General features: G+C 41.0%; 21 protein-coding genes. 5 read left to right on the forward strand and 16 right to left on the reverse strand.

All coding sequences use genetic code 11. The annotated features are described in order from the left end of the window. Positions 1 to 106: 106 nt before the first annotated feature. From EKM65_RS06465 to EKM65_RS06515, 11 genes are all read right to left on the reverse strand, one after another. Complete coding sequence (locus EKM65_RS06465) at positions 107 to 652, reverse strand: GNAT family N-acetyltransferase (protein ID WP_125606825.1); 546 nt, start codon at positions 650 to 652, stop codon at positions 107 to 109. A gap of 2 nt (positions 653 to 654) precedes the next feature. Beyond that, positions 655 to 1530, reverse strand: coding sequence for a DegV family protein (locus EKM65_RS06470; protein WP_125606827.1), 876 nt, complete (start codon positions 1528 to 1530; stop codon positions 655 to 657). Positions 1531 to 1877: 347 nt separating this feature from the next. Continuing rightward, positions 1878 to 3692, reverse strand: coding sequence for a glutamine--fructose-6-phosphate transaminase (isomerizing) (gene glmS, locus EKM65_RS06475; protein WP_125606830.1), 1815 nt, complete (start codon positions 3690 to 3692; stop codon positions 1878 to 1880). Positions 3693 to 3989: 297 nt separating this feature from the next. Continuing rightward, positions 3990 to 5360, reverse strand: coding sequence for a phosphoglucosamine mutase (gene glmM / locus EKM65_RS06480; protein WP_125606832.1), 1371 nt, complete (start codon positions 5358 to 5360; stop codon positions 3990 to 3992). Positions 5361 to 5387: 27 nt separating this feature from the next. Beyond that, a complete protein-coding gene (locus EKM65_RS06485; RefSeq protein WP_125606834.1) occupies positions 5388 to 6539 on the reverse strand; it encodes a CdaR family protein in 1152 nt (383 codons plus the stop codon). Further along, a complete protein-coding gene (gene cdaA / locus EKM65_RS06490) occupies positions 6536 to 7375 on the reverse strand; it encodes a diadenylate cyclase CdaA (RefSeq protein WP_125606836.1) in 840 nt (279 codons plus the stop codon). Before cdaA ends, EKM65_RS06485 begins: the two co-directional genes overlap by 4 nt. Positions 7376 to 8310: 935 nt before the next feature. After that, entirely contained in the window at positions 8311 to 9384 is a 1074-nt protein-coding gene (locus tag EKM65_RS06495) for an ABC transporter substrate-binding protein (protein WP_125606838.1), read from the reverse strand. Further along, positions 9381 to 10214, reverse strand: a complete 834-nt coding sequence (locus EKM65_RS06500; RefSeq protein ID WP_125606840.1) for an ABC transporter permease — start codon at positions 10212 to 10214, stop codon at positions 9381 to 9383. The genes EKM65_RS06495 and EKM65_RS06500 overlap by 4 nt, the downstream gene beginning before the upstream one ends. Next, on the reverse strand, positions 10195 to 11004 hold the full coding sequence (locus EKM65_RS06505; RefSeq protein WP_125606880.1) for an ABC transporter permease: 810 nt from the start codon (positions 11002 to 11004) through the stop codon (positions 10195 to 10197). Before EKM65_RS06505 ends, EKM65_RS06500 begins: the two co-directional genes overlap by 20 nt. A 27-nt stretch (positions 11005 to 11031) precedes the next feature. After that, the gene (locus tag EKM65_RS06510; protein ID WP_125606842.1) at positions 11032 to 12123 is read right to left on the reverse strand and encodes an ABC transporter ATP-binding protein; all 1092 of its coding nucleotides are present in this window, start codon (positions 12121 to 12123) and stop codon (positions 11032 to 11034) included. Between the two features lie 189 nt (positions 12124 to 12312). Beyond that, positions 12313 to 12855: a helix-turn-helix domain-containing protein gene (locus tag EKM65_RS06515; protein ID WP_125606844.1), complete on the reverse strand. Its 543-nt coding sequence runs from the start codon at positions 12853 to 12855 to the stop codon at positions 12313 to 12315. Positions 12856 to 13116: 261 nt separating this feature from the next. Here EKM65_RS06515 and EKM65_RS06520 point away from each other — a divergent pair, with 261 nt between their 5' ends. Further along, positions 13117 to 14142 (forward strand): acrylyl-CoA reductase family protein, encoded by a 1026-nt coding sequence (locus tag EKM65_RS06520; protein WP_164506851.1) that lies wholly within the window; start codon positions 13117 to 13119, stop codon positions 14140 to 14142. 320 nt (positions 14143 to 14462) lie between these two features. Here the strand turns inward: EKM65_RS06520 and murB are convergent, their stop codons facing one another. Beyond that, positions 14463 to 15383: a UDP-N-acetylmuramate dehydrogenase gene (gene murB, locus EKM65_RS06525; protein WP_125606848.1), complete on the reverse strand. Its 921-nt coding sequence runs from the start codon at positions 15381 to 15383 to the stop codon at positions 14463 to 14465. A 351-nt stretch (positions 15384 to 15734) separates the two neighbouring features. Between murB and EKM65_RS06530 the strand changes: the two genes are divergently transcribed. After that, positions 15735 to 16508, forward strand: coding sequence for an exodeoxyribonuclease III (locus EKM65_RS06530; RefSeq protein ID WP_125606850.1), 774 nt, complete (start codon positions 15735 to 15737; stop codon positions 16506 to 16508). After that, complete coding sequence (locus EKM65_RS06535; RefSeq protein WP_125606852.1) at positions 16505 to 17038, forward strand: 3'-5' exonuclease; 534 nt, start codon at positions 16505 to 16507, stop codon at positions 17036 to 17038. The genes EKM65_RS06530 and EKM65_RS06535 overlap by 4 nt, the downstream gene beginning before the upstream one ends. Positions 17039 to 17638: 600 nt before the next feature. Here the strand turns inward: EKM65_RS06535 and EKM65_RS06540 are convergent. From EKM65_RS06540 to EKM65_RS06555, 4 genes are all read right to left on the reverse strand, one after another. Next, positions 17639 to 18157, reverse strand: coding sequence for a GNAT family N-acetyltransferase (locus EKM65_RS06540; RefSeq protein WP_125606854.1), 519 nt, complete (start codon positions 18155 to 18157; stop codon positions 17639 to 17641). Continuing rightward, positions 18150 to 18623: a tRNA (adenosine(37)-N6)-threonylcarbamoyltransferase complex ATPase subunit type 1 TsaE gene (tsaE, locus tag EKM65_RS06545; RefSeq protein ID WP_125606856.1), complete on the reverse strand. Its 474-nt coding sequence runs from the start codon at positions 18621 to 18623 to the stop codon at positions 18150 to 18152. The genes EKM65_RS06540 and tsaE overlap by 8 nt, the downstream gene beginning before the upstream one ends. Positions 18624 to 18651: 28 nt before the next feature. Then, a complete protein-coding gene (gene pta / locus EKM65_RS06550) occupies positions 18652 to 19635 on the reverse strand; it encodes a phosphate acetyltransferase (protein WP_125606858.1) in 984 nt (327 codons plus the stop codon). A 116-nt stretch (positions 19636 to 19751) separates the two neighbouring features. Continuing rightward, positions 19752 to 20441 carry a uracil-DNA glycosylase gene (locus EKM65_RS06555; RefSeq protein ID WP_125606860.1) on the reverse strand — a complete coding sequence of 230 codons (690 nt, stop codon included), beginning with the start codon at positions 20439 to 20441 and terminating at the stop codon, positions 19752 to 19754. Positions 20442 to 20627: 186 nt separating this feature from the next. Here EKM65_RS06555 and EKM65_RS06560 point away from each other — a divergent pair, with 186 nt between their 5' ends. Both EKM65_RS06560 and EKM65_RS06565 read left to right on the forward strand, forming a co-directional pair. After that, complete coding sequence (locus tag EKM65_RS06560) at positions 20628 to 21494, forward strand: Cof-type HAD-IIB family hydrolase (protein WP_125606862.1); 867 nt, start codon at positions 20628 to 20630, stop codon at positions 21492 to 21494. A 60-nt stretch (positions 21495 to 21554) separates the two neighbouring features. Continuing rightward, entirely contained in the window at positions 21555 to 22082 is a 528-nt protein-coding gene (locus EKM65_RS06565) for an LURP-one-related/scramblase family protein (RefSeq protein WP_125606864.1), read from the forward strand. Positions 22083 to 22132: the final 50 nt, after the last annotated feature.

Below are 22132 nucleotides of genomic sequence, written 5' to 3' on the forward strand. Positions count from 1 at the left end.
AACCTTCTTCAAACTTCAAATCACCATCTGCTCCACCAAAAATTTAGTCAAGCAGAGCGATTAGATTCAGCGGCGGACTTAAACTAATTTTCACACCATCTCTGCATTATTGCACGTGCCATTCACTGCGTAACATTGAGTAAACATTCAAATCAAGCCATTGATCATGAATTTGCTCGGCGTGTCGCTCAACCCCATCAAAGTGAAACCCAGCATGTTGAATAACTTGATTACTAGGACGATTACCCACGGCGGCTTTAAGCACAATTTTTTCTAAATCATATTCAGTAAAGCCAATTTTCAACAATGCGGTAACACAACGATGCATGATACCGCGATGTTGAAAATCTTGTCCCAATAAATAACCAATATCTGCCGAACGCGTTCTCTGATCAAATTTGTTAAAGCTGATATTGCCGGCATATTGATCGTGGTACCAAATACAGAGATTTAAACTCTGACCAAGTCCAAAGTGTTCCAGAGAAGTTTCAATAAATTGCCGCTCTTCTTCCGCTGACTTCATACTATCAACCCACGGTAACCACTCACTAAGATAGTCGGCATCCTTTTGAATCATTGCAAAAATAGTCTCGGCATCTTTTAAACGTGGCAAAGCTAATTTAATTTCAGCATCCACTTGATAACTAAACATGATTACAACTCCTTCAGTTCACGGCGCCAATCACGCGACCACAGCAAGCCCATGACACCCTCACCAGTATGAACGCCTAAGGTTGGTCCTAAATGACTCTGCACGATTGTCAAATCAGCATCGCGTTGCTGTAATTGTGCGACCCATTCAGTAGCTGTTTCTGGAACATTACCATCAATCACGGTAATTTGTAATGGATAGTCAACAGCAGCTTGTGCTTCATCAAAATCACGCAACGCATGGGCAAAAGCGCGCCGCATTGTCCGCTCCTTACCAGCAACAACAATTTTACCAGCGTCGTCGAACGTTAACATCGGCTTCACCTGCAATAAGTTACCAATCAATGCACTCGTGTTAGAAATTCGGCCCGTCCGTAACAGGTGCGATAAATTGTCCACAATAAAATCAAGGCCAATCGTCTGGCGTAGCGCCGCAAGTTTGGGCAGAATTTCGGCAGCGTGTTCTCCTTGGGTTACTAAATAAGCAGCGTACCGCACCAAATCTGCCTCGCCGGCACTGGCAATCTTAGTATCAAAGGGATAAACCTTAATATTGGTAACGGAAGGTGCGTATGCGCAAAGGTTTTCATAAAATGTCGTAATACCACTGGATAAATTAATACAGAGAACTTCATCGTAACCAGCTGCACTTAGCTGATCAAACGCACCTTGCATTTGATGCATGGTAATCTGTGCAGTTGTTGGTAATTGCTCTTCTTCATGTAACCGTTGGTAGAATTCTGGCGCCGAAATCGTAACGTTCTCTAAATATTCTTGTTCACCGAAAATAACGGTGATTGGCAACATCGTGACATTCATGGCCTCCGCTTCTGCAGGTGTAAATGAAGAGGCACTATCTGTTAGTACAGCCGTTTTCATGTTTTTTCTCCCAGTGTTCGTCTTTATGTTTATTTTACTGGATTACTCTGAAATGTACAGCGTAATATTGAAAATAGCTGAAAACCATGCTGAAGTCCTAGTAGTTATTGCAACTAACAAACGATTCTCAACACTGCTACAGTGTTGTAAATGACATACAGTTAGCCCTGACTCGAAGCAATTAAAAACAATTTTTTTAGATATGAATCTTGAGGTCAGTAATCAATCACTAAGATCAACCTCAACACTGCCGATAACGCTCTGCCAATGCAAGATGGTAGCGTATTTACGCGCGACTAATAAATAACCGGTCAATTTTTTTAGCCATGGTGTTATTAATACCTTGTTTATTCTACGGTGACACTCTTTGCGAGATTACGGGGTTGATCAACATTCAAACCGCGCTGTAAGGTGGCGTAGTAAGCCAACAATTGACCACAGACACCAGTTAACAACGGCATTAATTCTGTTGCTAATGTCGGCAGAATAATTTGATCTTGTACTTCCTGACAATCTTGATTGGCAATCACCAAAACTTTTGCGCCCCGTGCAACAACCTCCTGAACATTACCACGCGTGTGCGCCGCCGTTGATTTTTCAGTAATAAAAGCAATCACTGGTATCCCTGGTTCAATTAACGCAATGGTACCATGCTTCAATTCGCCGGCAGCAAAGCCTTCTGTATGAACATAAGAAATTTCCTTTAATTTCAAGGCTGCTTCTAAGCTAACGTCATAATCAACGCCGCGACCAATATAAAAGGCATCATTAATTCCACTTAAATAATTTTCTGCTAATTGGGACCAAGTTTCTTTTTCAGAGACCAAGGTTTCCATCCCGTTAGCCGCTAAACCTAATTGGGTCAATAAATCAAAATTTTGTGCCGCTTTGATGCCTAACTTCTCGCCAAGCGCCTTGGCCAACGTGGCCTCAACTGCAATTTGTGCTGTATATGCTTTCGTTGAAGCTACCGCAATCTCTGGTCCAGCATGCAGTAATAACGTGTAATTAGCTTCACGAGCTAAAGTCGAATTTGCTGAATTGGTTATCACTAGAACCGGTAAATGGCGACGTTTAGCCTCAACCAACACTTGGCGACTATCTGCAGTTTCACCACTTTGCGATAAGAAAATAAAGAATGGTTTTTCAGAGAGAATTGGCCAATGGTAACCAAACTCGCTGGCCACGCCAACCTCAGTCGGAATTTTCGTATAGCTTTCAAATAATCGTTTGCCAACGAGGCTCGCATGATAACTCGTTCCTGCAGCCACGAAGTAAACGCGATCGGTATGACTTAATGCGTTCAATAATTCCGGATCAATAATTGCTTGACGGTGGTCATCGAAATATTCCTGACCAATTCGGCGCATCACGACTGGCTGTTCATCAATTTCTTTAAGCATAAAAGTTGGGTAACTACCTTTAGAAACGGCAGAATGATCGATCGTTATTTGTGTCATCTCACGTTGCTGCAATTGACCGTCAAGATTATAAATTTTAACATCATCTTGGCGAACAACCGCCATTTCTTGATCATGAAGTTCTAAATAGTCTTCAGTTTGATCGTAAGTGGCAAGTGCGTCGGAACTAACGAGATTAAAGTTTGCACCAATGCCAATTAACAGCGGACTTTTATTTTTCCCGACAAAAATTTGATCGGGCTGTTCTTGATCAACTAGCAAAATTGCGTAAGAACCGTCAAGTAATTGTAACGTCTTTTGAAACGCAGCAAACGTACTCATGTCATCATGTTCAACGAAATGCGCGACTAATTGCACGATAACCTCAGTATCAGTTTGACTAGCAAAATCAACGTCACTTAAATAGTCACTTCGTAATTGATGATAATTATTAAGCACACCATTATGCACTAAATAAAAGCGTTTAGAGTCAGAAAATTGCGGATGAGCGTTGGCCACACTAGGCTGGCCGTGCGTGGCCCAACGCGTATGGGCAATACCGACTGTTCCTTGCACGTCACTTGTCAATGCTGCCTCTAATTGAGAAATCTTACCGACCGTTTTCACTAAATAATCATGACCAGACTGATCGTTTACATAAAGGCCAGCTGAGTCATAGCCACGATATTCCAAACGTTTTAATCCTGTTAATAAAATATCCGTTGTTGAAGTTGAACCTATTACACCGACAATTCCACACATTATTAATCACCTTTTCATAATTGGTATATATCAATATTTTTTATTTTAAAAATTGGTACATCTGCAATTCTATTGTTTTGAAATGGCTATGTCAACATAAAAACACTAATTGGTCTATTTTTATTTCAAATATTGGTACACTTTTATTTTGACTTGAATTTCACGATCACAATTCAGCACAACGAGTTGGTCGCATTAAAAAGACGCAATCAAAATTATGATTGCGTCTAATAAATCTATTTAATTAGTTAGTTAATCTCTGAAAAAACAAGGTTATTTTTCAGGCTATTTCAAAGACTACTCAACGCCGATTTCGTTGCGCACAACATCGGCAATCTGATCAACATACTTCTCGACCAGGTCAACAGTCGAAGCTTCAGCCATTACACGTAATAATGATTGTGTGCCACTAGGTCGTACCAAAATACGGCCATCACCAGCCATCTCTTTTTCAACTGTATCGATTGCTTCAACAATTGCTGGATGATCACGCCAATGCTTTTTGTCACTCACTTTGACGTTAACTAATTTCTGGGGATAGGTTTTAACGGGAGCAGCCAATTCAGACAACTTTTTGCCTGTTTGTTTCATGATATTTAATAATTGGATCCCGGTTAACATGCCGTCGCCGGTATTATGATAATCAAAGATGACAATATGACCAGATTGTTCGCCACCTAAATTATAATCATGCGCACGCATTTCTTCAACAACATAGCGGTCCCCAACTTGTGTTTGCACTGACTTCAAGCCTGCCTGTTCAATGGCCTTATATAAGCCCATGTTGCTCATAACAGTGGTCACAATCGTATCGTTCTTTAAACGCCCACGTTGTGCAAAATAAGTACCTAAGACGTACAAGATCTTGTCGCCATCGATAATATTACCCTGTTCATCAACGGCGATACAACGATCCCCGTCGCCGTCAAAAGCTAATCCGACGTCGGCGCCGCTCTCAACGACTTTGGCTGCTAATTGCTCCGGGTGAGTTGAACCAACATGATCGTTAATATTTAGACCATTAGGATTCGTGGCAATTGTCTGGAAGTCCGTATCTAAATCAGCAAATAAACGATTAACTAATTTACTAGTCGAACCGTTGGCACCATCAACAACAACTTTGATATCGGTTAAGTCATCTGAAACGGTCTGTTCGATGAATTGAAGATACTTTTGGGCAGCCTCTGGATAATCATCAACTGTTCCTAAACCAGCAGCTGCAGGACGAGGTAATGTATCTTCCGGTGTGTCTAAATACTTTTCAATTTCTTCCTCTTCTTCATCTGACAACTTGTAGCCATCAGGTCCGAAGAATTTAATACCATTGTCTGCGGCGGGGTTGTGAGAAGCAGAGATCATGACGCCTGCATCTGCTCCTTGCGCCTTAACCAAGTAGGCGACAGCAGGAGTTGTGATGACCCCTAGCTTTAATACCTCAATTCCCACGGATAACAAGCCCGAGATTAAGGCGTACTCTAACAATTGACCAGAAGCACGCGTGTCACGCGCAACTAAAACACGTGGAACCGCGTTTTCTCGATCTTCACCTTCTTGAGCATGCTGAGTCAATACATAACCACCACAACGGCCTAATTTAAATGCCAATTCAGGGGTTAATTCTTGATTTGCAATTCCCCGAACACCGTCAGTACCAAAATATTTAACCATTATTATCTCTCCTAACATTTACCAACATTATTCAGAATCATCGCTTGTTGATGGCGATGTACTATTACCCACTGAAGAAGATGAAGAACTACTACTTGTGGTTGAATCATTAGAACTATTGCCATCTGAATCTGATGAATCAGTTGAACTATCACCAGAACTTGAACTACTAGATGAAGTAGTGTGGCTCGACTCGCTAAAGCTTGAAGATGTTTCAGAATTAGATTGAATGACCTGAATATTTACCGCAATCGAGCTAGGATTAGTTCGTATCACACCCTTAGGCTTGACTACTTTAACCGTCTTTTGCGTGTTGTTGCTAATCCCTTTCACATTGACGTCTACTTCAAGCGTCTTGCCCAGTTTATCCAACACCGATTGCGGTGCATAAACCGTTACTGAATTGACGGAACTAGTCAATGAGTAACTCTTACTCGAATCACTCGAAGAACTTGGTTCAAAATCAAGCTTCATCTTTTTGCTAGGTAAATAAACGGGTAATTCCACGTGGGCCGTTTGTGGTGTCAATAAGACATCCACCGTGTTACCATTTTTATCTAATGCTTCCAACAAGACTTCTTGTTCAAAATTGGTTGTGGTATGATCGCTTAAATTCAGATTGGCTACAACTTGCTTGACGCGCGCAACTTCACTTTTAGCACCGGAAACTCGAACTGTTGAAGGTGTAATATCCGGCGTATTGGTTAAGTAGCCATCCGCAATTTTACTCGACTTATAGTTAACCTGGATTGGAAAAGTCTTATCAGCACGCGTGGCAATTTTCACTTTGACTGTTGCTGGCTTAATAACGTAGGTTAATGATTGATTAAGCCCGGTCTGTTTAATTCGAACAGTGTGAGTCCCAACTTTCAGATGGCGCACATCAATATAAACGCGAAAATTCCGCGTATTCTTAGCGGCGATAACATTTGCCTTTGAACCAGCAATCGTAATGGCAACTTTTTCTGGATAACCAGTAACATAATAGGTGTCAAGATCAGCATCAACTTGTAGATTCTCACTGAATGTTTCTTTCGTGTTGGCTACTGCAGTTTGTTCAGGACTTTGACTGGAACGTGTCGAACCAAGATTTTGGTTAGTCACATAAACAAACAACAATACTGCTAAGCCTAACGACAAGACGCGGTAGACCCAAGGCCGGTTAAAAAAATCTTTCATTTTTTAGACCCACCTTTCGTAAAAACATCGCGAACTTGTTGTAGAAAATTCTTCTGTTCTTCCGTACTATCCAAATGAGCGTGTAAATATTTCAGATAATCTTCGCGACTTAACCCTTGAATTAATTGACTATTCTTGGTGATGGTCACTTCACCAGTCTCTTCAGAAACAACAATCGTTAAGGCATCGGTTACTTCACTAATCCCGACTGCAGCACGATGTCGTGTTCCCAACGACTTAGGAATCATATTGCTATCAGAAAGAGGCAAGTAAGCTGCAGCAACCGCAATTTTATTATCCCGAATGATAACGGCGCCATCATGCAACGGCGTGTTAGGGATGAAAATATTAATCAGTAATTCGCCGGAAACATCAGCTTCCAAAGGAATTCCTGTTTCAATGTAATCCTCTAAGCCAGTATTCATTTGAATTGTCATCAAGGCACCAATTCGCCGTTTAGACATATATTGAATTGCTTTATCCAATGAATTAATAAACTTATCAATTTCCTCTTGCGCATGATGAGTCCCACCACCGAAAACCTGACTACGCCCTATTCGCTCCAAGGCGCGCCGAATCTCCGGCTGAAAAATCACAACTAAAACCACGACTCCCCAGTTAATGACCATGTCCATAATGTAAGAAACAGCATGTAAGTTCAGGAAATAACTGATGGCTTTAATTGCAATAATGACGATAATACCATTGAATAACTGCACAGCTTTAGTGCCCCGCACAATCATAATCAACTTATAAATGAAATACCAAACGACCAGAATATCGATTAAATTAGTAAAGTTCTGCAGCGAGATCAATTGACCCCAATTAATACTCATATGAAGACTCCCCTCACAAAAGGATACAAACCCGCGTGTCCGAAATTAACCCATCATCTTCAACTGATCTAACTGCTTCCAAGTCGTTAACAACAACCGCAGTTAGTCTTCAAGATTATTCGATTATTTTAACGAACACAACCATATTGTTAGTTTATTACAACGGGCCCATTTTAACAAATTATCACTAAACCAATTTAGTGTAAATGCGAAGTGGCTGGCCCTAGAACTGTTTTGTTGTGATTCTTCGCGCTTACACAAAGGTTACATACGAAGTGTAGCGAGTGCCATGAGGAAAAATAAATACTTTCGCTGGAACGTGGTGGGCACTGCTTGAAGCCAATTTTTTCAAAATTGTCTCCAAGACAGGACTTGTTGTAACAGCTAAAGCTGCAACAACAATCTCACCACTGAGCGGTATTTATTTTTCCTCACTAGACAAGCAAGATGGCAACCTTTGCGCAAGCGCTGAATTGACGAGTGATTGAATCACCTTCAATTTTGAGAAGTAAAAACTTTGAGAAGTAAAAGCTTGAAGTTTAGTTGCACTAACGCACTCTAGTCAGTGCCGGAGGAAAATCGCGGTTAGCCGCGGCATTCTTGTTAGTGGTTTACCACTTACAAGAAAGTTTGCATTTGAGACAAATCAGTTTTTGATTTGGCTCAAATCAAGCTCGCAGCGTTCCACCAGCGTATTTCCCGCAGGCACGAAGAAGCACAACATAGCAGTTTTAGGGTTTGCCGCTCTCAATAAAGCACACATTCAAACTAAATTGGGCTTTGATTTGGCTCAAATCAAGCTCGCAGCGTTCCACCAGCGCATTTCTCGTAGGCACGGAGGACCGCAGCATAACAGTTCTAGGGTTTAGAACGGCAATACCATAGTTTTCGTTCACACTATTCTTGATTAGCAATGGTAAAAGAAGCAACCATGATCAGCGATACATCTTAAATTTTAAGAATAGATCATTATATTCTTCGACTTTTTTAGCACCGAGATCCGCGTAGACTTCCAATTTCTTAATCGTACTTTCTGGCGGATAGAATTGCTTATCATTGCGAACACTAGCCGGCAATAATTTCTTAGCGGCTTTATTTGGTGTGGCGTAACCGACATATTCTGCGTTCTGAGCTGCATTTTCCGGACGGAGCATGAAGTTGATGAAGGCATACGCGGCCTTTTTATTCTTCGCAGTCTTCGGAATGACCATGTTATCAAACCACAAGTTGCCGCCCTCACTAGGAACCACATAGTGTAGATGCGAATTACCGGCTAGCATTTCGCTTGCTTCACCGGACCAAGTTACTGCAATCGGCGCTTCGTTTTGAATCATATACAATTTAATTTCGTCGGCGACAACGGCTTTAACGTTACCGGACAACTTATTGAGTTTACTTTGCGCAGCAACCATCTCGCTAGTATTGGTGGTGTTGACCGAATGACCTTGAGAAATCAAAGCAAGTCCCATAATATCTCGTGCTGAATCAACCAACATAATACTATCTTTCCATTTAGGATTCCATAAATCATCCCAGTGTTGCATTTCGCTGGCCTTAACCTTTTGATCGTTATAAATAATTCCTAACGTCCCCCAGAAATATGGAATGGAATAACGATTGTTTTTATCAAAACTCTTATGCAGAAACATCGGGTCTAAATTGTTAAAGTGAGTTAACTTGTTTTTATCAATTGGTAAGAGCAAATTAGCTTTGCGCATTTTCTCAATCATATAATCACTAGGAACGGCCAAATCATAGCTAGTACCGCCCTGTTTGATCTTCGTGTACATTGCCTCATTACTATCAAAAGTTTCATATTGAACGTGATACCCTGTTTCTCGCTCAAACTTTTTAATAAGCGCTGGGTCGAGATAGTCACCCCAATTAAACAAATTCAAAGTATTCTTGGTGGTGACACTCCCTTGACTTTCAGATAATTGATGACTGGCAAAAAACAAAATACCACAAAGTCCTAAAATTCCCAGCAACATTGAAAGTAACTTCTTCATGGCAGCATCACCTCAGTTCCCAAGGTGGCTTTGCCTGATTTCTTTTTATGACGCCGTGATTGTGAGTATTGCTCGATGAAATAGTAGCCGACGACTAGAATCAAAGCGAAAACAAACATCACTGCAGACAAGGCATTAATCTCCAAACTAATCCCTTGACGCGCCCGTGAATAAATTTCCACAGCCAAGGTTGCAAAACCGTTGCCAGTCACGAAGAAAGTCACCGCAAAATCATCCAACGAATAAGTAAAGGCCATGAAAAAGCCAGAGAAAATTCCTGGAGCGATAAACGGTACGATTACACGACTAAATGTTTGCCAGCGCGTTGCGCCTAAATCCATGGCCGCATTGATCAATGAGGAATCCATCTCGTTAACTTTAGGTAAGACGAGTAAAACAACAATTGGAATGGAAAAAGCAATATGAGAAATCAAGACGGACCCAAAGCCTAAACTAATACCAAGTGCTGTAAATAAAATCAAAAAACTCGCACCAATGATGACATCAGGAGAGACCATTAAAACGTTGTTTAAGGTCAGCAAGGCTGATTTAACTTTCCGCTGCCGCCGGGCCGAAATGCCGATTGCGCCCATCGTTCCCACAAGCGTTGCAATTAGTGAAGACAATAAAGCCACCAACAACGTGTTTAAGACAATAATAATCATCCGTTTGTCAGCAAATAATTCAGCGTAATGTTGCCAAGTAAAGCCGGTAAAGTGATTCATATCACCGCCTTTGTTAAACGAGTAAAAGATTAAATAGAAAATCGGAATGTAGAGCAACAAGAAAACGAAGACTAAATAAATTGTGCTAAAGTGTTTCTTTTTCATCTACAATTACCTCCCGATGTTTCTTCTTACGATCGTTCGTTAACAACATGATAATGAACATCATCACGATTAAAATCACACCAATGGTTGAGCCCATTCCCCAATTCATGGTTGTCATGAAATGTTCCTCAATCGCCGTACCCAAAGTAATCACCCGATTACCGCCAATTAAGCGGGTAATCATAAAGAGCGACAGTGATGGAATAAAGACCGCCTGAATGCCTGCCTTTACACCACTAAGCGTGAGCGGAAAAATAACTTTACTAAAAGTTTGAAAATTAGTCGCCCCTAAATCACGACTAGCGTTAACTAAAGCCGGATCCAATTGCACAATTGCATTATAAATCGGCAAGATCATAAACGGTATTTCAATATAGCTGGCGACTAACAAGAAACTCGAATTTGAGAATAGTAGCTGTTGCGGGCCAATGCCGATAAACGTTAAAAATTGATTAACGGAACCAGTTTGTGAGAGTAAACCAATAAAGGCGTAAGTCTTCAACAACAAGTTGATCCAAGTTGGCAAGATAATTAATAGTAGCCATAATTGTTGACGCTTAGTTTTGCTTAAGAAATAAGCCGTCGGATAACTAATTAACAAGGTCACCACTGTGATTAATAAAGCGTACCAAAATGAATTTAACGACATTTTGAGGTAAACCCAAGAAGTTCCGTAGGTCACATAATTTTGGAACGTAAATTGACCAGCACTATTCGTGAAAGATTGATACAAAATCAAGATCAACGGCGTGATGACGAATAATAAGATCCAAGCAAGATAAGGAACCATAAAGAATGAACGTGTTTTTTTCAACCTTTAATCCTCCTCGTACTGTTCTAGACGCGCATCGAAATCTGCCTCTTTCTCGCCAAAACGCATGACATGAATGTCTTCTGGTTCAAAAGTTAAACCGATTTTTTTGCCATCTCTAACTGGGTTAGTGGAATGAATCAGCCATTCATTGCCGTCTTCGTCATAACCAACAATCTCGAAATGATCGCCGCGAAACAATTGTGTATCAACTTCAACTACTAGTTTACCTTGTTCAGGTTTCGTAATATCCAAATCCTCTGGCCGCAAAACCACTTCAACTTTTTCACCGTGACGCATCCCGGCATCGGCACATTCGAAAGTCTTGCCGACAAATTCAACTTGAAAATCATCAATCATTTTACCAGGCACAATGTTACTCTCACCAATGAAATTAGCAACGAAGTGGTTAATGGGCTCATCATAAATATCTACCGGGGTCCCACTTTGTAAAACCTTGCCATCATTCATGACGAAAATTTCATCACTCATGGCTAATGCTTCTTCTTGGTCATGGGTCACAAAAATAAAAGTGATTTTCAAACGCTGCTGTAATTCGCGCAACTCATACTGCATATCCTTACGTAATTTCATATCCAATGCTGATAAAGGTTCATCCAGCAATAAAACTTTTGGTTCGTTGACAATGGCCCGCGCAATTGCGACCCGTTGTTGTTGACCACCAGACAGCTCGCTTATTTCGCGGTTAGCATAGCCTGGTAGTTGGACTGTTTTAAGTGCGTTCAACACTCGTTCGCGAATTTCTTTTACTGGTTTCTTTTTCAAGGTGAGGCCAAACGCCACGTTATCAAAAACATCCATGTGTGGAAACAGCGCATAATTTTGAAAAACCGTATTTACTTTGCGACGATTGGCAGGCAGGTCGTTAATCTTCTGATCTTCAAAAATCACCGTGCCTTCCGTTGCATCCGTAAAACCGGCAATGATCCGCAAAATTGTCGTCTTGCCCGAACCCGATGGTCCCAGTAACGAATAAAACTTGCCCGGTTCAATTGTCATGTTGATATTCTCTAAGGCTGTAAAACCATCATCATAGCGTTTCGTAATATTCTTTAATTCAATAATTGGTTTAACCATGATAACCTCCAATAATTGCACTGCTCGATAAAGTAAGGAGGAACAAAATTCCAGCTTTTTTATTGACTGCTCTCGTGAAACAAAACTCTGGTGCAAGTGCCCTAACAACACCAGTTGACGCAACTAAAAATCTGTCCCAGCAAATTGACTGGTTAATTGACAAATCCAATTTAGTTCTTGTTTGACTGCTTACAAATAAGATTCAGTTGCCACTAACAATAAGGTTACTGGCTTACTAAACGGATTACTTAATTGGTGCGGTTGCGTCGCTGGGAAGTATAAACTCTCGTGTAAATGAGCCAACACTTCTTTATCGCCCCAAGTTAACTTCACGCTACCTTTAAGAACATAAATGAAGCTTTCTGAAGGTGACGGCGCAAAACTTTTAAAGGCACCGCTTGGCTGAATCGTCAATAAGACCGGCTCCATGTCATGTTCATTCGACTCTGTCACCAACCAATTCAAATCGTAACCCAAATCTTCATCTTGATATTTAACCTGATCGTCAATTTTAAAAAGCACTTGTGAATCGGGCTGCTTATCTGAGAAGAAATCAGCCAAAGACACTCCGAGAACCGTCAAAATATCTTGCAACGTTTCAACAGTTGGCGATGATTGATTGTTCTCTAACTGCGAAATATAACCCTTGGTCAAATCCGTTCGTTCGCCCAATTCTTCTTGAGTTAGATTTTTCAAAATTCGCAGTGATCTTAATTTCTGTCCAAACTCCATTAATTCATCCTCAAATTTCTGCTAAACTTTTTGTCAGATAACTTTTTGTTTACTAAACCGCTCAATTATAACGTAACTTAATCCGACTGCCAAGCCTATCTCACCATCGAAATCATTAATTTAATCTAAATGTCATCTTAATAAGTCAGACTGCTAGCTTTCGCAAACAACAATCAAAATAAAGCGAATACATTCTTTCTTGGTTTTACGCGGCGAAGCAGATATAATAGACTCATCACTTAATCATTGGAGATGTCTTCTATGCAAAAAAAAGCACTGGTTATCTCACTAGTTGATTCGCAACCCGTTCCAGAAATCACGTCTGTCAAAATTCCTGACTTGCAGCCCGGCTATGTTCGCGTACAAGTTGCCTATAGCGACATTAATTACAAAGACGCCCTCACTTTGAAAAAGGACAGTGGCGTTATTCGTCAATTTCCCCGCGTACCCGGAGTTGATTTTAGTGGCTGGGTCATCGCCTCAAACGATCCGCGTTTCCAAATCAGGCAACAAGTTTTTGCCACCGGTTGGGATATCGGGGTTAATATTGATGGCGGTTATCAGGAAAGTGTTGATCTACCCGGCGGCTTTTTGCAACATCTTTCTGAACAACGAACCTTAAAAGAAGCGATGATGATTGGCACTGCCGGCGTTACAGCAGCCATGGGAATTACTAAAGTATTGGCAAGCACGGTAATGACTGATAAAGAAGTGCCTTTATTAATTACTGGCGTCACAGGTGGTGTCGGTGGTTGGCAATTGGCCATTTTAGCTCAGCTTGGTTACCATAACATTACCGTTGTTACCCGCCAAACAGCGTTAACGTCCCAATTAACAGCACTGGGAGCCACACGAATTGTCTCACCTGCCGAAGTTGGCTTAGATCCACTTAAGCCACTAGCCAAACAAAAATTCGGTGTTGTTTTTGACAACGTTGGTGGTGATTTATTAGGGCAATTGATTCCACAAATTTATCAAGATGGTCATTTGGTCGTCAGCGGCAATGCTGGTGGCATTAAATTGCAGACAACTGTGCTTCCCTTTATTTTGCGCGGCGTCACTTTATACGGTATTGATTCTGTACATTGCACGATTGAAGATCGCGAAGAAATCTGGCAATTATTCGATAACCACTTCTGGCCAACTGCTGAGAAACTGCCACTGATTACCGAAGTTGGTTTCAATGAGTTAATTCCCACGCTAGAAAGTTTTCCAACAACGCCACATTTAGGGCGAACCCTTGTCAAATTCAGAACCCGACGCCCTAAATTCCGCAATGATGATTAATCAAGTAACAACAGTCAATCGGTTTTAAAAAAATACCCTTAAAGATTCTGCATTGTCGTGTCGCCAATTATTAGACTGCTTGTCTAACAATTGGCGAACGCTTCAATTTGCAAATTCCTTAAGGGTATTTTTAAACGCTCATTCATCAAGTCGTACAACTAAAATTAATGCCGATTACAAAATTGAAATAGAAATCGTGACGTCCTTTATTTGATATTGAAATCCGAACGAAGCTTGCGTGTGAACGCTGCGCCCCGCACGTTTTATTCGACCAAGAATTTAGTCACAAAGAACGGTTAAGTTGCTCAGTAAGTTTGACCTTATTTCCGTCCAACTTTTTCTGGCTCAGTGCTGCTTTCACGACCGATAATTCGAACCTCTGGCTCTAAAGTAACACCAAACTTTTCTTTGATCGTTTTGATAATCAATGCGATTAAGTTCAAATAATCAGTGGCAGTGGCCTGATTGACATTAACGATAAAACCGGCATGTTTTTTAGAAACCTGTGCGCCACCAATCGTCTTACCTTGCAGCCCAGCCTTTTGAATTAACGGACCGGTATAATAACCGGTTGGACGTTTAAAAACACTGCCGCAAGATGGTAAATCTAACGGTTGTTTTGAAGCACGGGCCTGATTGTAAGCATCCATTGTTTTGCGGATCTTTTCGGGTTCACCCGGTTTTAATGCAAACGTTGCTGAAACAACGGTCAAGGGCGCCTCTTGCACAACGCTGTGCCGGTAACTGAAACGAATCTCATCGCCGCTTAAAACGTGCAAGTCACCAAGCTCATCTAGAACTTTGATTTCAGTGATCACATTGCTAACTTCACCACCATAGGCACCGGCATTCATGAAAACAGCACCACCGACACTTCCAGGAATCCCCGCGGCAAATTCCAAACCAGTTAACCCAAATTGACAAGCAGCTTCAGAAACTGTCATTAACGGCGTCCCCGCACTAACCGTCAATAAATTATCGGTCCGCTCAATCTCTTCAATCCGGGTCAACAAAATAACTAAGCCTTCAATACCACCGTCACGAATAATCATATTGCTAGCATTGCCCACAATCGTAACAGGCAACTCGGCCGTGCGAGCCCGTTTAATCAGCGCAGAGACTTCTTGGTCATTCTCAGGAAAGGCCAAGAAGTCTGCTGGCCCACCAGTTCTCGTAAAAGTATAGTGGCTCATTGGTGTATGTTCCAAAATTGGAATGTTTAAGTCTGAAAAAATTGACATGAAATCTTCCTCTTCAATACGTCCTCAATATTCTAACTAAGTCTAACAAAAAAAGGGCACGTTGACTATCAGTATTACTTCGTAACTGTTTATCTAAAACAACAACACACTTTGATTGATGCTCTTTTTATTATAGAACAAAATTTAGTTGGCGCTGCTATTTTAAAGACGATTTTAACAATCGCTAACAAATAGCCAAGTTATTGCTAACCATCAACCTAATTGTCATGACCAAATTGTTGTTTTGACATCAATTGAACCGCTGGGAGTAAGCCATCGCACTTTGACCTAAAATTTGTTACAATCAAGGGTAGTGAAGACTGTCTTAACAAGTCATTAAGGAGTTAACTAATGAAATTTATTTCTTGGAACGTTAATGGATTAAGAGCCGTTTTGAAAAAAGATTTTGAACAAACCTTTAAAGATTTAGACGCAGATTTCTTCTGTGTTCAAGAAACAAAAATGCAGGCCGGTCAAGTGACATTAGATTTGCCGGGCTACCATCAATATTTTAATTACGCCGAGCGCAAAGGTTATTCTGGCACTGCTATTTTTACAAAGTATCAACCACTTCAGGTCACCTATGGTTTAGGGATTGCTGAACATGATCAAGAAGGTCGCGTGATTACTTTGGAGTATCCCGTCTTTTATTTATTAACTTGCTACACGCCGAATTCTCAAGGTGAACTTAAACGTTTGCCCTATCGATTAGAATGGGACCAAGCCTTTCGCAATTATGTTTCACAATTATCGGCGAATAAACCAGTTATTTTTTGCGGCGACCTCAATGTTGCGCACGAAGAAATCGATCTAAAAAATCCCAAAACTAATCATCATAATGCCGGTTTTTCTAATGAGGAACGTCAAAGCTTCACCAAATTATTGGCGGCCGGCTTTACGGATTCTTTCCGCTATCTTTACCCTGACCAGATTGAACGCTATTCATGGTGGAGCTATCGTTTCCATGCTCGCGATCATAATGCTGGTTGGCGCATTGACTATTTCATAACCAGCAATGCCCTGCAAGATCAAATTAAAGATGCCAAAATTTTAGCAGATATTTACGGATCTGATCACTGTCCTGTTGAATTAGACACAACCGACTTAGGAGTCGAAGCTAAGTGAACTTTATCGCCATGGATTTTGAAACAGCTAATCGACAATCGGATAGTGCCTGCTCCTTAGCGATTGTTGCGGTTCGTCATAATCAAATTGTCAATAATTTTTACACCCTTATTGATCCACAAAGCAAATTCGATTATTGGAACACACGTATCAACGGAATTTCTGCGCAGACTGTCGCTGGTGCCCCTAATTTTGCTGAAGTTTGGCCGCACATTGCTCCGCTCTTCTCTGAAGATCAATTAGTAGCCGCCCACAATGCCCGTTTTGACATTAAAGTCTTGCAAAGTACTTTGGAACGCTATGATATCGAAGCACCTCACTTTTTAACCGTTGATACTGTCAAAACTAGCCGCAAATTATATCCCGAATTACCAAACCACAAACTAAATACCGTCGCTGATTATTTACAAATTCAACTAGATAACCACCACAACGCCCTAGCAGACAGCTACGCCTGCGCCAACATCCTATTAGCCGAAGTTAAACAATTCGGCCCAGAACCCATCAAAAAACTAATCAGCATTGCCTAGAGCGCGGAGAAAGTCTGGTTGACAACGAGCATTAAGAAAGCAATGAAAAAGTTCGTATTTTGAACTTATTCATTGCTGGCTTAAGCGGAATTGTCAGACTTTCGCAGCACGTTTCAAAAGCAGAGTGCGGAGAACAACGAATTGACTGTCTTAATTTAAACGGGAAGATCGCTGCGTGTTAGCGCAGAGAGATTCACGCTTAAATTATGCGCAGTCAGTTGTTCGTAGCACGTTTCAACTAGAGTGCGAAAGCCAACGGGTTGCTGGTCTAAATTTAAATGGAAAGATTGATGCGTGCCAACGCAAGGAGATTCACACTTAAATTCACTGTCGCCAGTTGTTCGCAGCACGTTTCAGCTAGAGTGCGAAGGCCAACGAATTGATTGCGTAGTTCTAACTAGGAAGCACAGCTGGGTGCCAACCCAGATGGGATTTCTAGTTAGACATAGCAATCAGTTGCCTTGAGCACGTTTCAACTCCAGAAATAATTAGCCCCATCTAATCTCACACAAAAATGAGGAACTAAATCCAATTTCTGGATTTAGTTCCTCATTTTTTTAATCGTCATTATCAAACTGGCTGTAATTTTACCTTTGTTCTTTAAAACAGTCTTGCCATTAAAATTGTCGTTAACAACTCACCGTCTTTACTGCGAAAACTTTGTGGTAATTCTCCTTCTGTCACGAAATCAAATTGGTGATAAAGCTTTTGTGCAGGTAAATTTCTTTTCTGAACATAAAGTTCCACTCGTTTTAACGAGGATGCTTCAGCAACCCAAGTCAAAGCTTCATCCATTAAAATTTGGCCCAACCCCTGATGGCGAAAAGCACGGGCAATAATAATGCCTAGCTCACCAACATGGCTGCGTTGATAACCATCTGGCGCAGCTATTCGCAAATAACCAATTAATTCCTTGTCTGCCAGCGCCACCAACAAGTAATTATTTGCTGATTCATAAATATCTGCTAACTCGCGAGCCATCATCTCTTCAGGAATATCCGCCGAAAAGTCATCGGTTTCTAATAAGTCGCAAGAAACAACCTCTACTTGCCAGAAACGTAATAATTCTGCGGCATCTTGAGGAATTGCCTGTCGAATTGTAATCTCTACCTCACTCATTTGACCACCGTTTCGCAAATTGACCGAGTAACACTTCTGAACGAGGTCCTTGAGCAGTCAAGGTGAATTGCCGACCATCGTCAAGCTTAGCCGACCGTTCAATCGTAATCGTCAGCACATCCTTAGGTAACACATCGGCGCCAAATTCTGGCCACTCAATGACACAAACACCTTGTCCTTCGAAATATTCTTCCAAACCAAGATCATCTGCTGAACTATGTTCTAAGCGATACAAGTCCATATGAAATAATGGCAGCCGACCATCGCGATACTCACGAATAATCGTAAAGGTGGGACTTTTAATTGCTCGACTAATCCCTAAAGTGCGTGCCAAACCGCGAGTAAACGTCGTTTTGCCTGCACCAAGATCACCTTCAAGTAACAGCACTGCACCAGCATATAACAACGGTGCTAACTGCTCACCAACTGCTTCTGTTTGTGTGGCACTAGTCGTTTCAAATTTCAAAGTCCTTACCTCTTGATATCAAAAAATTTTACAACAAAGATTGTGCCGCAGTAATAATCGCTAATTTATAAACATCTTCTTCATTAGCACCTCGTGATAAATCTGAAACAGGTTGATTTAAACCTTGCAAAATTGGACCGATCGCTTCAAAACCGCCAAAACGTTGGGCAATCTTGTAGCCAATATTACCTGACTGTAATTCTGGAAAAACAAAAACTGTGGCGTGCCCAGCAACTGTTGAACCTGGTGCTTTTTGAGCAGCGACTGATGGCACGTAAGAAGCATCGAATTGTAATTCGCCATCAATATCCATGTCAGGTGCCAATTCTTGCGCAATTTTTGTTGCTTCAGCAACTTTTGTTACTTCTTCCGACTTTGCGGAACCTTTAGTTGAGAAGCTTAACAGTGCAACCTTAGGATCAATATCAAACAATTCAGCGGTTTTACCGGATTGAACGGCAATCTCTGCTAATTCTTGAGCGTTTGGATTGATGTTAATCGCACAATCAGAGAATAAATAACGTTCTTCTTCACGGCCACGTTGCATAATGAACGCACCAGAAGTCCGTGAGACGCCTGGTTTCGTCTTAATAATTTGTAAAGCTGGACGAACAGTTTCTCCGGTCGAATGAACGATACCAGAAACCATGCCATCAACTTGTTTCATATAAACGAGCATCGTTCCGAAATAATTAGGATCTAACAAAATTTGCCGAGCTTGTTCTTCAGTCGCTTTGCCTTTGCGACGTTCAACAAATGTCGCGACCATTTTATCAAAATCAGCGACAGCGTAGTTATTAGGATCAATGACCTTAAGATTTTCGATATGAAAACCATTGTCTTTAGCGACTTTTTCAACTTCTTCTTGGTTCCCTAACAAAATTGGTTCCAAAACTTTGTCAGCCTTTAAACGAACAGCTGCACCAATGATCCGTGGTTCTTGACCCTCTGGAAAAACAATTTTAATGTTTTTTCCGTTGATTTTACCTTGTAAACTCTCAAATAAGTCCATGAAATTTCCTCCAATGCGAAAGCGCTTTTGTCTTCCATTTTAGCGCTTTCTGATCACTTCGACTAGCCCTATTTGTATATTTCGTATAACAGTTTAGGAAATCTGTTTCAAATTGGTTAGTCGTGTGGCCCTGGATCGCTAGGTAATTGCCAGTTAATTGGTGATTCGTTAAATTTTTCTAAGGCCTGATTAGCTTGAGAAAATGGCCGCGAACCGAAGAAACCACCATAAGCTGATAACGGACTAGGATGTACTGAGGTTAACACGACATTTTTTGATTCGTCAATAAAATCACGTTTGGCCTTAGCAGCATTCCCCCATAAAATAAAAACAACCCCACCCCGTTCCGACAATGCTTTAATTGCCTGATCAGTTAAAAGTTCCCAGCCTTTGCCACGATGAGAGTAAGCGCGGTGTGCCCGCACGGTTAAAACAGAATTCAGCAGTAAAACGCCTTGATCTGCCCAAGCTTTTAAATAGCCATGATTCACCGGGGTGGCGCCAACATCTGTTGCTAACTCTTTATAAATATTTTTCAAAGACGGCGGCACTTGATTACCTGGTAAGACTGAAAAACTCAAACCATGGGCTTGATTAGGTTCATGATAAGGATCCTGGCCGAGAATAACCACCTTTGTATCTTTAAAAGAGGTCCATTCAAAGGCCTGAAAAATATGATACATATCCGGATAAATAGTTTCAGTCTGATATTCCTGACGTAAGAATTGATGAAGTTGCGCGTATTCAGGCGATTCAAACACTGGTTCTAAAATCTGTTGCCAATCATTATGAATGAGTTCTTTCATCTTGAATCACACCTATCTCTAACAATAATCTACCAATATGCTACACTTTTATCCCCATTAACACAAAGCACCAGCAAATAATTCAGCAAATTCTTTATCCAACCTGCCACGTACTGAAACCTGCAAGTAATAGGTAATTATGCTACACTAAACTTAATAAATGACGAAGAATTGGAAGGTGATGTTTTGATTTCAATTATTGCTTCCGACATGGATGGCACCTTACTAAATGACAAAATGGAAATTTCTCCAGAAAATATAGCCGCCATCAAAAAGGCGCAAGCTGCTGGGATTGAATTTATCGTTGCCACAGGCCGCGGTCTCAGTGAAGCACAACCGTTACTTAGACAAGCCGGTTTAGACCCAGCTTATATTACACTAACTGGTGCACAAGTTTTTGATACAACTGGTCAATTAGTGGTTAACGAACCCTTAACAAATGAACTAGCCCAGCAATTAGCCCATGAACTTAAGGCGCAAAACTTCTACTTTGAATTGGTGACTAATCAAGGCGTTTATTCCGAAAGCAAAGTCCGCCGCATTCAAAACGTGGCTGATCTGCTAGTCAATCTTAATCCAGATACAACATACAAAATTGCGGTTGCTTTGGCTGCCGCTCGTTTAGAAATTATGAACATTAATTATGTTGAACATTACGAACAGATTTTAGATGATCCTGATTTCCAAATTATGAAAATTCTCGTTTTCTCTCCAGATGGTCCTGATATTTTCGATTCAATTCGACAAAAATATTCGCAGCACAGTGACATCGTGATTACTTCTTCATCGCCGAACAACATCGAAATTAATAGTATTAAGGCCCAAAAAGGATTGGCATTGCTTGATTATGCTCAGCAAAAAGGTATTGCTGCAGATGCAATCATGGCAATTGGTGACAATCTGAATGACTATTCGATGATCACGGCTGCAGGTGTTGGTGTGGCAATGGAAAATGCAATTCCGGCAATCAAACAAGTTGCTACTTTTACGACTGCGACTAATATTGGCAACGGCGTGGCACAAGCAATTGAATGGGCACTGGCGCAAGAATAGTGTCGTCTTTTGTTCACAGCGCCTTTATTTAAAATCGCTATTTCTGATGAGGTGATGTTTATGGCGGTTTATTATTTACTAAATCAAAATCCCAATGGCGTGAACAGCCAATTTATCTTTGATGAAGATTATCAACCAATCATGATCTTAACGGGTCAGTTTGACATCAGTCAAGGTAGCCTTAATCTACTCTCGATCAATGGTAATTATTTAGGCCGCGTTACGCAGATTAAGAGTAAGTTCTCACCCACCTATCAATTGGAAGCTCGACATAACCCGATTGGTCAAATGCACAAGCTTACTGCTGTTTGGCATCAGTTCACTTATATCTCTCAGCTTAATTGGACCGTTATGGGATCACTAGCAACGAATAGTTACCAAACTGCCCACGGTATCCGTAATATCTTTACCGTACAACCAATGGTCAACAAAAAAGGACTTGATGGCATTATGATCACGTTAGAAGTGCAGCAACAGGATTTAATTCCCGTCTTTTTGGTTGCGGCGACGCTGAATCAATGGTCACTAATTGCCCAACGCAAAACAAAGCTGAAATTTAACCCCTATCATAATATTGCTACCAATTAAAGCTACACCAATAAATAAAATAATTTCGTCAAAATAAGGGCCGCCAACAA

The sequence above is a fragment of the Lapidilactobacillus bayanensis genome (assembly GCF_003946695.1).
Lineage (GTDB): Bacteria > Bacillota > Bacilli > Lactobacillales > Lactobacillaceae > Lapidilactobacillus > Lapidilactobacillus bayanensis.